The sequence below is a fragment of the Zhihengliuella alba genome (genome assembly GCF_039538765.1).
Classification (GTDB): Bacteria; Actinomycetota; Actinomycetes; order Actinomycetales; family Micrococcaceae; genus Zhihengliuella; species Zhihengliuella alba.
The window spans coordinates 115,611-127,666 of the sequence record NZ_BAABCJ010000007.1; the positions used below are offsets into that span (position 1 = coordinate 115,611).

12 protein-coding genes are annotated in these 12,056 nt (G+C 70.6%); 7 read left to right on the forward strand and 5 right to left on the reverse strand.

The features are described 5' to 3' along the window. Positions 1 to 208: 208 nt before the first annotated feature. On the reverse strand, positions 209 to 985 hold the full coding sequence (locus ABD784_RS13240; protein ID WP_344885603.1) for a response regulator: 777 nt from the start codon (positions 983 to 985) through the stop codon (positions 209 to 211). After that, the gene (locus tag ABD784_RS13245) at positions 982 to 2,676 is read right to left on the reverse strand and encodes a sensor histidine kinase (protein WP_344885605.1); all 1,695 of its coding nucleotides are present in this window, start codon (positions 2,674 to 2,676) and stop codon (positions 982 to 984) included. Before ABD784_RS13245 ends, ABD784_RS13240 begins: the two co-directional genes overlap by 4 nt. Positions 2,677 to 2,817: 141 nt before the next feature. On the opposite strand from ABD784_RS13245, the gene ABD784_RS13250 reads away from it, so the two are divergent. The 5 genes from ABD784_RS13250 (at position 2,818) to ABD784_RS13270 (ending at position 8,666) form a co-directional block, all read left to right on the forward strand. Beyond that, positions 2,818 to 3,786, forward strand: coding sequence for a Bug family tripartite tricarboxylate transporter substrate binding protein (locus tag ABD784_RS13250; RefSeq protein ID WP_344885608.1), 969 nt, complete (start codon positions 2,818 to 2,820; stop codon positions 3,784 to 3,786). Further along, entirely contained in the window at positions 3,783 to 4,409 is a 627-nt protein-coding gene (locus tag ABD784_RS13255) for a tripartite tricarboxylate transporter TctB family protein (RefSeq protein WP_344885610.1), read from the forward strand. Before ABD784_RS13250 ends, ABD784_RS13255 begins: the two co-directional genes overlap by 4 nt. Then, positions 4,410 to 5,942, forward strand: a complete 1,533-nt coding sequence (locus ABD784_RS13260; RefSeq protein ID WP_344885613.1) for a tripartite tricarboxylate transporter permease — start codon at positions 4,410 to 4,412, stop codon at positions 5,940 to 5,942. Between the two features lie 286 nt (positions 5,943 to 6,228). After that, on the forward strand, positions 6,229 to 6,855 hold the full coding sequence (locus tag ABD784_RS13265) for a TetR/AcrR family transcriptional regulator (protein WP_344885616.1): 627 nt from the start codon (positions 6,229 to 6,231) through the stop codon (positions 6,853 to 6,855). Positions 6,856 to 7,130: 275 nt separating this feature from the next. Next, positions 7,131 to 8,666 carry an alanine/glycine:cation symporter family protein gene (locus tag ABD784_RS13270; RefSeq protein WP_344885619.1) on the forward strand — a complete coding sequence of 512 codons (1,536 nt, stop codon included), beginning with the start codon at positions 7,131 to 7,133 and terminating at the stop codon, positions 8,664 to 8,666. Between the two features lie 99 nt (positions 8,667 to 8,765). Here the strand turns inward: ABD784_RS13270 and ABD784_RS13275 are convergent, their stop codons facing one another. After that, positions 8,766 to 9,062, reverse strand: a complete 297-nt coding sequence (locus ABD784_RS13275) for a putative quinol monooxygenase (RefSeq protein ID WP_344885622.1) — start codon at positions 9,060 to 9,062, stop codon at positions 8,766 to 8,768. 128 nt (positions 9,063 to 9,190) lie between these two features. Here ABD784_RS13275 and ABD784_RS13280 point away from each other — a divergent pair, with 128 nt between their 5' ends. Next, complete coding sequence (locus ABD784_RS13280; RefSeq protein ID WP_344885625.1) at positions 9,191 to 9,715, forward strand: SRPBCC family protein; 525 nt, start codon at positions 9,191 to 9,193, stop codon at positions 9,713 to 9,715. A 90-nt stretch (positions 9,716 to 9,805) separates the two neighbouring features. Here ABD784_RS13280 and ABD784_RS13285 read toward each other — a convergent pair whose 3' ends face one another. Further along, entirely contained in the window at positions 9,806 to 10,645 is an 840-nt protein-coding gene (locus ABD784_RS13285; RefSeq protein ID WP_344885628.1) for a DUF4352 domain-containing protein, read from the reverse strand. 234 nt (positions 10,646 to 10,879) lie between these two features. Here ABD784_RS13285 and ABD784_RS13290 point away from each other — a divergent pair, with 234 nt between their 5' ends. Continuing rightward, on the forward strand, positions 10,880 to 11,365 hold the full coding sequence (locus ABD784_RS13290; RefSeq protein WP_344885631.1) for a YciE/YciF ferroxidase family protein: 486 nt from the start codon (positions 10,880 to 10,882) through the stop codon (positions 11,363 to 11,365). Between the two features lie 172 nt (positions 11,366 to 11,537). Here ABD784_RS13290 and ABD784_RS13295 read toward each other — a convergent pair whose 3' ends face one another. After that, the gene (locus ABD784_RS13295) at positions 11,538 to 12,050 is read right to left on the reverse strand and encodes a GNAT family N-acetyltransferase (RefSeq protein WP_344885634.1); all 513 of its coding nucleotides are present in this window, start codon (positions 12,048 to 12,050) and stop codon (positions 11,538 to 11,540) included. Positions 12,051 to 12,056 lie beyond the last annotated feature (6 nt).

Sequence of the window (12,056 nt, forward strand, 5' to 3'; positions counted from 1 at the left end):
TCCTTTGCGTGGGCATCGCGAAACGGGCGCGATATTTGGGCGCCGCATGAACAGGGCGCAGAAAGTCTGACCCCAGCCTATCAGCGAGCCTTGTGCCCCGCGTAGGCCGCCCCCTTTGCTCGGCCCTCCGCCGTCCCCGCCCCGCCCACGACGGCGGGCGCGGACCGGGCCGCGGACCGGGACGAGGATCAGGCCGCGACGGCACCGGTCAGGGGCGCCAGCGGTAGCGGTGCTCGGGGCGTCCCGCCGAGCCGTAGCGCGGGCGCAGCTCCGCCCGGCCCTGCCGGGTCAGCAGGTCCAGGTACCGCCGTGCGCTCACCTTCGAGATGCCGCAGGCCTCGGCCACCTCGGCGGCGGAGGCATCGGGTTCCATGGGGACAGCCGGGCCGGTCACCTCCCGCAGGACCCGCGCCACGAGATCCAGGGTCGGCTGCGAGAAGCCCTTGGGCAGCGGCTTCACGGCCCCGGGCGGCGGGCTGGCCGGCTGGCCGTCGGCCGCACCGTGGTCGACGAGCCGGTCGACCCGGGCCTGCCGGGCCGGGTCGAGCGCATCGCGATCGCGCGTGCGCCCGGACTCGCTCGCCCGGACGGCGCGGGAGGAACGGAACATCTGGAGCCGGCGGGTGAACTCGACGACGGTGAAGGGCTTGACCAGGTAGTCGTCGATCCCGCTGCCGAGCGCGCTGCGCACCGTGTCCGCCTCGGCCGCCGCGGTGATCATGATGACCCCGGCCCGGTGCCCGGCGGCGCGCAGCCGCTCCAGGACCTCGACGCCGTTCGCGTCCGGCAGATGCACGTCCAGCAGGATCAGGTCCACGGGGTGCTCCGCCAGGAAGGGCTCCACCTCGGCCCCGCGCCCCAGCGTGCCCGCGACCTTGAATCCGTCGGCGGCCTCGACGAAGAGCCGGTGCATGCGCACCACGTCGGGATCGTCGTCGACGATCAGCGTCCTGATGCTCGCCGTCCCGTCCGTCGTATCAGTCATCGCCGCTCCCCCTCTCTCCTGGTCGGCTCTCCTGGCCGGTCCGATCCGATGCCGCCGCCTCGGGCGTCCGGGCCCCAGCGGGCCGTCAACCGGGCCCCGCCGAGCTCGGAGCGGTCCACCTCGATGCTCCCGGCCCGCCGCTCGATGATACGGTCCACCAGCGCCAGCCCCACCCCGCGCCCGGCCCGGTCCTCGCTCGGCTTGGTGGTGACGCCGCGCTGGAAGACCCGCGCGACGTCCTCGGGGGCGATGCCCGGCCCCGAGTCCTCCACGCTGATCAGGAAGGACTCCCCCGCCCCGCGCACCAGCACCCGCACGTCCCCGCCGTCCCCCGCGGCGTCGATCGCGTTGCTGAGCAGGTTCCCGGCCACGGTCAGGACGTCGTCGTCGGCCTCGAAGGGGTCCCGGGTGACGGACTCCGGCGCCACGGCGAAGCCCACTCCGCGCTCGCGGGCCACCGCCGCCTGGGCGGCGAGCACGCCGGCGAGCCCGGGATCGGACACCACGACGGCGGAGCGGTCGGCGGGGCCGGCGATCCGCTGGATGTACTCGAGCGCGGCCTCGTGCGCCCCGACCGAGAGGTAGCCGGACAGGACGTGGAGCCGGTTCGCGAACTCGTGGGTCTGCGAGCGCAGCGCGTCGGTGAGGCCACGCTGGCCGTGCAGCTCCCTCAGGGTCGCCTCCAGCTCGGTGCGGTCCTGCAGGGTGAGGGTCTGGCCGGCGGTGCGGCCATCGGCCAGCGTGGCGGCGCGCCGGGCGGCCAGCAGCATCCGCTCGCCTACGAGGACCAGCCGCGTCTCCTGGCTCTCCGCCGGCAGGTCGAGCAGGTCCACGAGCTGCGGGTCGAGGACGTCGGCGGCGGGCCGGCCGGCGAGCGCGGCGAGTTCGCCGTCGTCGGGCTCCCCGAGGCCGAGGAGGCGGGCCGCCTCCCGGTTGAACAGCGTGATCCGGCCGTCGGGGTCCACGCCCACCACGCCGTCGCGCACGCTGTAGAACAGGGCGTTGCTGGACTGCAGGAGGCCCGCGACCTCCTCCGGCTCCACGCCGTAGATGCGCCGGCGGATGGACCGGGCCGCCCAGAGGCTGAGCACGGTCCCGACGGCGGAGGCGCCGAGCACCCAGGGCGCGAACCCGAGGACCACGCCGGCGAGCTCGCCGCGGACCTTGTGCTGGAGCGTGCCCACGGAGACGGTCCCCACCACGGTGTCGCCGTCGTAGACCGGCTCCTTCACACGCAGCGTGACGCCGATGGTGCCGCGCTCGACGCCCTTGAAGGACTCCCCCTGGAGGACCAGCGAGTGGTCGGTGGAGACGGGCTCGCCGATGCGCTCCGGGTCCGGGTGGGCCACGCGCAGCCCGTCGAGCCCGACCACCACCACGTAGTCGACGCCGGAGGTCTCCTGGGCGAGCCGGGCCAGGGGCGCGATCACCTCGACGTCGTGCTCGGTGTTGAGGGCGGAGACGACGTCGGGCTCGTCGGCGATCTCGAGCGCCACCGTCCGGGCGCGCTCGTAGGCGCGCTCCTGGATCCGCTGGTCCTCGAAGACCATCACCACGCACGCCACCAGCACCATCAGGCCGATCACGATGGCGACCTGCATGGCCGCCAGCCGGGCGCGCAGCGGTCCCCGTGCCGGCCCGCGGCGCTGGCCGGCACGGGCGGCGGACCCCGCGATGGGTGCGCTCGGCATGGTCCCTCCGGCCGTCGTCCTTGTTTTTCTTTCGTTGCTTATGACCCAAACCCCGATTCCGGTGTGCTCGGGGTCACAGCGCTGTCATCGTAGTGAGTCGAGCACGCACCCAATCTACGGAATGCGATGAGGAACAACACAGTGAAACGCATACTCTTCGGCGGCGCCGTGGCCGTCGTGACGGCCCTGGCCCTGGTCAACGCGGCCAGCACCGGTGGCGAATCGACCGCCCGCAGCAAGCTGGTGCTCATGGCGCCGGCCTCCCCGGGCGGCGGCTGGGACGGATTCGCGCGCGAGTCCCAGCAGGCCATCAAGTCGGACGGCATCAGCAACAACGTGCAGGTCGTCAACGTCCCGGGCGCCGGCGGCACCATCGGACTGAGCCAGTTCGCCCAGATGGAGGGCCGCTCGGACATGCTGATGGTCACCGGCGGCGTGATGATCGGCGCGGTCGAGCTGGCCGACTCCGGCGTCGGCCTGGACGACGTCACCCCGCTGGTGCGCATGTCCGACGACTACTCGGTCATCGTGGTCCCCGCCGACAGCCCCTACGAGGACCTCGGGGACTTCGTCGAGGCCTGGAAGTCCGACCCAGGCGGCACCTCGATCGCCGGCGGGTCCCTCGGCGGCATCGACCACCTGCTCATGGGCATGGTGGCGGAGGAGGTCGGCATGGACCCCCGGGACGTCAACTACATCCCGTACTCGGGCGGCGGCGAGGCGATCACCTCGGTGCTCTCCGGGACCACGTCCGCGGCCGTCTCCGGCTACAACGAGCTCTCCGACCAGATCGAGGCCGGCAACCTCCGCGCCCTGGCGATCTCGTCCGAGGAGCCGCTCGAGGGCATCGACGTGCCGACCTTCAAGGAGGCCGGCGTGGACGCGGCGATGGCCAACTGGCGCGGCCTGGCGGCAGCGCCGGGGATCAGCGACGCCGACAAGGCGGAGCTGGTCGAGATCATCAAGGAGTACCGCCAGACCGAGCACTGGCAGGATGCGCTCGAGCGCAACGACTGGACGGACAGCTTCATGGTGGGCGAGGAGTTCGACCGCTTCCTGGAGCAGGAGACCGCCACCACCAAGGAACTCGTGGAAGGACTGGGACTGTGAGCGCCACCGACACCGCACCCGCGGAGCGGGAGACCGTCAAGATCACCGGGTTCTGGTCCGGCCGCAGCGAGCTGGTGGTCTCGGGCCTCGTGCTCGCCCTGGCGACCGCCGTCGTCGTCGGGATCCTCACCATGGACGTCAAGGGAGACACGGTCCCCGGACCGCAGTTCTTCCCCACCATCGTGGCGGTGGCGCTCTACGCCATCGGCATCCTGCACGCGATCAGCGTGATCCGCACCCGGCGGTTCCCGCACGGCGGCGGCACGCAGAGCCCGGACGTCTCCTCGGACATGCTCGCCGAGCTCAGCCACGCCGAGCGGACCGAGATCTACGGCCGGCGCGGGGACCGCCCGCGGGCCGCGGGGCGCGTCCGCCTCTACTCGGACTGGCGGACCATCGGCCTGGTGGTCGGCGGCATCGTGCTCTTCATCGTGGCCCTGCCCGTCCTCGGCTGGGTCATCACGGCGGCAGGTCTCTTCTGGGTGATCTGCAAGGCCTTCGGCAGCAAGCGGCCCGTCTTCGACGTCGGCGTCTCCCTGCTCTTCTCCTCGATCACCCAGCTCGCATTCGGCGCCGGCCTCGGCCTGAGCCTGCCGTCCGGCTTCCTGGGAGGGATGCTCTAAATGGATCAGCTTTCGCACCTGATGGAGGGTTTCGCCGGCGCACTGACGCTCGCGAACCTGGTCTGGGTCATCGTCGGAGCGCTGCTCGGCACCGCCGTCGGCGTCCTGCCCGGGCTCGGCTCCTCGATGGCCGTGGCCCTGCTGCTGCCCGTGACCTTCAGCCTCGACCCCACCGCCGCGCTCATCATGTTCGCCGGCATCTACTTCGGCGGCATGTTCGGCGACTCGACCGCCGGCATCCTGCTCAACACGCCGGGGGCCTCCTCGGCGATCGCGACGACCTTCGAGGGCCACCGGATGGCCAAGAGCGGCCAGGCTGCCCGCGCGCTGGCGACCGCCGCCATGGGCGCCTTCATCGGAGGGCTCCTCGCCAGCACGCTCGTCGTCTTCTTCGCCCCCACGCTGGTCAAGCTGGCCACCGAGTTCGGGCCCGCGGAGTACTTCGCCCTGGCCGTGTTCGCCTTCGTGGCCATCTCCTCCGTGGTGTCCGACTCGATCATCAAGGGCCTCACGACGCTCTGCATCGGCCTGGTGCTCGCCATGATCGGCGTGGACGACTCGTCCGGCACCACGCGCTTCACGCTCGGCTCGCAGCAGCTCTTCGACGGACTCTCGATCGTCGTCATCACCGTCGGCCTGCTGGCCCTCGGCGAGGTCATCCACGTCGCCTCCCGCATCCACCGGGATCCGAACGCGGTCAAGATCCCCGCGAGCGGCCGGGCCCTGCTCAGCCTGGCGGACTTCCGCAAGGCCATGCCGGCCTGGCTGCGCGGCACGGCGTTCGGCGTCCCGTTCGGCATCATCCCCGCCGGCGGCGCCGAGATCCCGACCTTCCTGGCCTACGGCACGGAGAAGCGGCTCGCGGCGAAGCGCCGCGACCAGGAGTTCGGCACCACGGGCTCCATCAACGGCGTCGCGGCCCCGGAGGCCGCTGGCAATGCCACGGCCGGCATGGCCATGGGCGCCCTGCTGGCCCTGGGCCTGCCCGTCTCCGCGACGGCGGCGCTCATGCTCGCCGCCTTCCAGCAGTACGGCATGCAGCCGGGCCCGCTGCTCTTCGAGCGCTCCGGGGACCTGGTCTGGACGCTCCTGGCGTCGCTGTTCGTGGGTCTGGTCATCCTGCTGGTCATCAACATGCAGTTCGCGAGCCTCTGGGCCAAGCTGCTCCTGGTGCCGCGCCAGTACCTCTACGCGGGCATCACCGTCCTGTCGATGCTCGGCGTGTACGCCGTGAGCTCCTCGGTCGTGGACCTGTGGTTCCTGCTGGCGATCGGCGTGCTCGGCTTCGTGATGCGGCGCTACAACTTCCCGGTGGCGCCCGTTCTGATCGCCGTCATCCTCGGCCCGCTGGCCGAGACGTCGCTCCGCAACGCCCTGACGGTGTCGGAGGGCAACCTCGGCTACCTCGTGTCCTCGCCGGCGACGGTCATCATGTACGCCCTGCTGGTCGCCGCAGTGGTCTTCGCGGCGGTCAAGCACTCGCAGACCCGGAAGGCGGAGCGCGAGGAGGCGCGCATCCTCGAGGACGCCTAGCCCTCCGCCGGGGACGGCAGTCCCCGCGAGAACCGCACCAGGAGGTGGCGGCCCGCCCCGGGCCGCCACCTCCTGCTCGTTCTCCAGCCGGCGGCGAGCTGCTCGTCGCCCGCGGCCTGGGCGATGTGCGGGCGCGGCTGCCCCTCGGCTGACCCGACTCGCTAGGGTGGTTGCCGGGGCTTGTCCCGGCAACCACCCTCTGCCGTCTCCCCACCGAGTCGCGGCGTCGCCTCCACGACGAGCGCGCCGCACCCGGTGTCCACCCCAGCGAGAGGATCCTCCGTCCATGCCCGCTCCCCCTCGTCCGCGCTCCACCAGCGGCCGGCCCCGCGGGGCCGACTCGACGCAGCGCCGCGCCGCGATCCTCGACGCCGCGGAGGCCCTGTTCTCCGAGCAGGGCTACCGGGGCGTCTCCATGAGCGCGGTCGCCCGGGCCGCCGGGATCAGCGGCACAGGGCTCGTCCACCACTTCGCCACCAAGGACGACCTGCTGCAGGCGGTCATGGACCGTCGCGACGAGAGGGATTCCGCGCAGTTCCAGCTGAACGCGGGGAAGACGGGGTGGGCCTTCGTCGCTGCACTCAAGGACCTGGCCCGGCACAACGAGGGCCAGGAGTCGATGGTCCGCCTCTACGCATCGGTCGCCGGGGAGGCCGTCACCCCCGGGCATCCGGCCAGCCGATGGCTCAGGGAGCACTACGCCCACACGCGCACCCTCCTGGCGAGCGCCGTCCGCGAGGCGGTCGCCGCCGGCGAACTCCGCGCCGACGCGCCGGCGGAGACGATCGCACGGCTCCTGCTCGCCGCGATGGACGGCCTGCAGCTGCAGTGGCTGGCCGACGACGCGTACCCGAGCATGGCGGAGGACTTCGCCGAGCTCGTGGACTCCCTCCACGCCCGCTGGGCCGCCTGAGGCCCGCAAAACCCGCCGCCGGAGGCCCCCAGGGTGCGGGAGGGGGCCGATCCCTGCAAATGTGTCCGGGATCTCAGACCAACCGCTGAAAACTTTCCCGGCCCGCCCACTTCCCCGGATTCGCGAGGCGTTCCGCGGCATCGCGGCGAGGCCGGCGGGGGACGCGCCCGGCAGGCGCCCGGATTGGCGGTCGGCGGCAACCTGCAGGCAACATGAATGTCATGTGACGTATGTCATTATTGTTCATCATTCGTACCCCCGTGGAGGTTTCAACTATGAGCGACGTCTTAGGTGCTATCAACGACGTCATCTGGAGCGACTGGCTCGTCTATCTGTGTCTGGCGGCCGGCGTCTACTTCTCTGTCCGTTCTCGGTTCATGCAGGTCCGTCACTTCAAGGGCATGATCCACCAGCTGGTCCGCGGCGAGACGTCGCCGTCCGGCGTGTCCTCGTTCCAGGCGCTGGCGATGTCCCTCTCCGGCCGCGTCGGCACCGGCAACATCGCCGGCGTGGCGACCGCGATCGCCTTCGGCGGTCCCGGCGCGATGTTCTGGATGTGGATGGTCGCGTTCCTCGGCGCGTCGACGTCGTTCGTCGAATCGACGCTGGGCCAGATCTACAAGACCCGCGATCCGCTGACCGGCGAGTACCGCGGCGGCCCGGCCTACTACCTCAGCCGTGCCCTCGCGCACACCCGCGCCGCAGGGATCTTCAAGGTGTACGGCTACGTGTTCGCCGCCGTCACCGTCCTCGCCTGCGGCGTCCTGCTGCCCGGCGTGCAGGCCAACTCGATGGCCACCGCCATCGACGGCGCCTGGACCGTCAGCCCCTGGATCGTGGCGGTCGGCGCTGTGATCGTCCTGGCGTTCGTCATCATCGGCGGCGTCAAGCGCATCGCCACGTTCGCGTCGTTCGTCGTGCCGTTCATGGCGCTGGCCTACATCATCCTGGCCCTCATCGTGGTGCTCATGAACGCGTCGGTCCTGCCCGAGGTGCTGGGCATGGTCTTCCGCAGCGCCTTCGGCCTCGACTCCGCCTTCGGCGCCGTCGTGGGCCTGGCGGTCATGTGGGGCGTCAAGCGGGGCGTCTACTCCAACGAGGCCGGCCAGGGCACGGGCCCGCACGCCGCTGCAGCCGCCGAGGTCTCGCACCCGGCCAAGCAGGGCCTGGTCCAGGCGTTCGCGGTCTACGTGGACACCCTCTTCGTCTGCTCGGCCACCGGATTCCTGATCCTGTCCACCGGTGCCTACCGCGTGTTCCATGGCGGCAGCGAGGACGGCGGGGTGCTCGCCGAGGGTGGTCTGCTCTCCGCCACCGCCGTGGTGGGTCCGCAGTTCGTCCAGGAGGGCTTCGACTCCGCCTTCTCGGGCTTCGGCGCCTCGTTCATCGCGTTCTCGCTGATCTTCTTCTGCCTGACGACGATCATCGCGTACTACTACATGGCGGAGACCAACCTCCGGTTCCTGGTGGGCAACTCCTCCACCACCCTGATCCCCGGCATCAAGGCGAGCATCGGCCGGGTCACCACCATGGCGCTCCAGGTCGCGATCCTCATCGCCGTCGCCTACGGCACCGTGAACACGGCGGCCGACGCATGGCTCATGGGTGACATCGGAGTGGGCCTGATGGCCTGGCTGAACATCATCGGCATCCTGATCCTGCAGCAACCGGCATACAAGGCCCTGCGCGATTTCGAGCGCCAGAAGAAGCTCGGCATCGATCCGGTGTTCGATCCGAAGGCGCTCAACATCGTCGGCGCGACCTTCTGGGAGAGCTACGACCGCGACCGCTCCAAGGAGCCCGTGGCCTAGCCCGGCCGACGCGCGGCGGCCGCCTCCACGATTCACTCGGAGGCGGCCGGATACACGAAGCCGCCGGTCCCGCTCACGGGGCCGGCGGCTTCGTCGTGCTCAGAGCGGGGAGCCGACGACCCTGAACTTGAACCCGCCGCGGTTCCCCGTGAGCAGAGGCATCGACTCGCTGATGGCCGAGCGGATCGAGGTCCGTTCGAGGGCCTCCCGGTGCGCCTCCTCGCTCGTCCACTGCTCGATCACGAACACGGTGTTGGAGTGGTAGTCGCTCACGCCGACGTCGTACGTCAGGCAGCCCGCATCGATCAGCTCGGGGCGGTGCCGGGTGAGGATGTCGATGAGCTGGTCGCGCTTGCCCGGTTGCGCTTCGAGCGTTCCGACAGTGACGAAGGTCATGGCTCGACGCTACGACTCTCGGCTGGTGGGGGCAAGACCTCGCAGGCTCCGAAAGGTCTCGGCACCGGCCGGGACGCGTGCTACTTTGTGCTCGACGATCGTCCCGCTCCCCCACGAAAAGAGTCGTCGTGTCGCAGATCAACATCAGCCGTGCTGTCGGGATCAACGCGGGACCGGACGTGATCCGCCCCTTCCTGACCGATTTCCGGGCCTGGCCGGAGTGGGCGCCGCTGGGCCATCTGGACCCCGCACTCCGGCGCGAGTACCACGGAGCCGAGGCCGGCGTCGGAGCCGTCTACGAGTGGTCCGGCAGCAGGGAGACTGGCAGCGGCGTCATGACGATCACCGCCATCACCGAGGACCACGTCCAGATCCATCTCGAGTTCCACGAGCCCTTCAAAGGTTCCAGCGACCATACCTTCAGCCTGGATCCCGTCCCCGGGCGGGACGGGTCGAACCCGAAGGACGTCACCGAGGTCACGTGGACGATGGTCGGCTTCCAGTCCGGCCTCCGCGGCCTCGTCGCCAAGCTCTTCGGCAAACTGGAGGTCAGGATGGCCGAGGCGATCACGCAGGCCCTGCTCGATCTGAAGTACAGGGTCGAGGGCGAGGAGCCAGTAGGCGAACCGGACCGGGTGCGAGCCGAGTCCTGACGCGGCTCCCCGGCGAACGCACGGAGCGGGTGCGGCCCACACCTCGTGGGGCCGGCACCCGCTCCGTTGTCTCGCTCGCGCGATCGTGGACTACTGGACGTTCCAGGCCACGGACTCCCCGTTGAAGTCGAGCGCGGCACCGACGCGGAGGGCCGCGCCGTGGACCGCCTCCGCAGGGACATCGAAGCAGACCTGGTAGGACGTGCTCCCGCCGCGGGCGAGGTTCGGCTGCTCGACGCTGTTCTTCTCGAGGACTGCCGTGCAGGTGGTCGTCGAGTAGATGCGGGCGTCGGACCCGGCGAGCTCGATCGAGAGATCGAGCCACGGAGTCCCCTCCTCGGCACCCTCGTAGGTCACGGTCAGCTCCGCGAGGACGTACTGGCCCGTCGCCGGCTCGTTGAACTCGTTCACGGCGGCGATCGCCTCGCCGGCGTCCGGGTTCACCGCGTCCACGGTCACCTGGTAGTCACCGACCGCTGCGGTGGCCCCGAGCGGGTTGGCCTCGGCCGGGGCGGTGGCCGCCTGCTCCTCCTCCGTCGCGGCGCGCTCGCCGGTCTCGGCCTGCTCGATCGCCTGGTCCATGGCCGCGCCGGCTTCGTCCAGGACGGAGACGTAGAACGCCTGGGTCACGAAGACCACCACAATGGCCACGACCGCGATGAGGCTGGACGCGATGCCGAGTCCCTTGCCGCCGTTCCGCTTGGCGGCGATCACCAGGGAGGCGATGCCGAGAGCCAGGGCGATGACTCCGAGGACCGCCGCGACGTTGTTGACGATCGGCACGGCCGAGAGGCAGATGGCGACGATCGCGACCACGAGCGCTGCGATGCCGAGGCCGCGGCCCGCGCGCGTCCTGGGTGCCGCGCCCGTCGGCCCGGTCGGTGCGGACGGTGCGGACGGTGGTTGGACGGTCTGTTCCGGAAAGCTCATTTCTCCCCCAAAGGTCGGTGACATGTTCGGCTCCGGCGTGCCCGGGCCTGAACCAGAACACTAAGGAGAGGCACCCACAGAATGGTGTCGGCGACCCGGCGGCGCGCGTCCGACCGACTTCCAGCGAACTCCGAGGAGGTGCCCGTGTTCTTTCAGGACCAGGTTGTTAGGTTCGAGAAACAGGTGGCCGGCTGGCCGCCGCAGGCATCAGTTCACTAAGGAGAATCTCCGGACATGCAGATCAAGAACTCGGAAGAACTGTTCGTGCGACTGCTCTCGCTAGCCAACAGCGCGGAGCAGCAGATGACCAAGGCGCTGCCCAAGCTCGCACGGGCCGCGGAGAACCCCGAGCTCGTCGAGATGTTCGAGCACCACCTCGAGGAGACCGAGGGGCAGCTGGAGCGCATCGATCAGGTGGCCAGCACGCTGGACATCACGCTGAAGCGGATCAAGGACCAGTCGATGGCCACCCTCATCGGCGACGGCGAGGAGTTCATCGAGGCCACGGAGAAGGGCGCCCTGCGGGACGCGGCCCTCATCGGTGCCGCCCAGCGGGTGGAGCACTACGAGATCGCCGGCTACGGCACCCTCTGCGCCCTGGCGGAGGAGCTCGGCTACACCGAGGCGAAGAACATCCTGGCCGAGACGCTGGCCGAGGAGAAGTCGACCGACGAGAAGCTGAGCACCGCCGCGGAGACGAAGATCAACAAGCAGGCCTGACGGCCAAAGAGTCCAGGTGGACCGGAGGAGACGAACGGTCTCCTCCGGTCCATCGCAGGAAAGGCGGAGGACCCCGGGAGAGACGAACGGCTCCCGGGGTCCTCCTTCGTCTCGTTCGAGACCGTCCCGCTCGAGAGCGTCCGGCTGGAGAGCGTCCGGCGGGCGGCGGACTTCAGAGCCGACGCGTCATGAACGCGCTGTTCTCGTCCGGCACGTACGCGCCGAAGGGCTCGCAGGGCAGGAATCCCTCCGACGCGTACAGGCCGCGGGCAGCGGCGAAATAGTCCTCGGTGCCGGTCTCGAGCGAGACCCGGCGGACCCCGCGGGCCGCTGCGTCCTCCAGCAGCAGGCGGACCATCGCCCGCGCGAGCCCCCGTCCCCGGTAGCCCGTGTGGGTCCGCATGCTCTTGAGTTCCTCGTGCCCCGGCTCCTGATCGCCCCCGGGACGGTGCACGACGGCGATGCCTCCGGTCGCGACGAGGACGTCGCCGTCGTACGCCGTCCAGAGGCGGACGGTCGGCCGGTTCAGGCCGTCGAGATCGAGGGCGTGCACGCTCTCGGGCGGTGAGGTCGCCGCCATATCGGCGAGATGCTCGCCGAGGAAGGCGCCGAGGCGCGGATCCGCGAAGTCGGCACGGCGGACGGAGAAGCCGGCCAGTACCGGCGCGGATGAGGTTGCGGTCACGCCTGC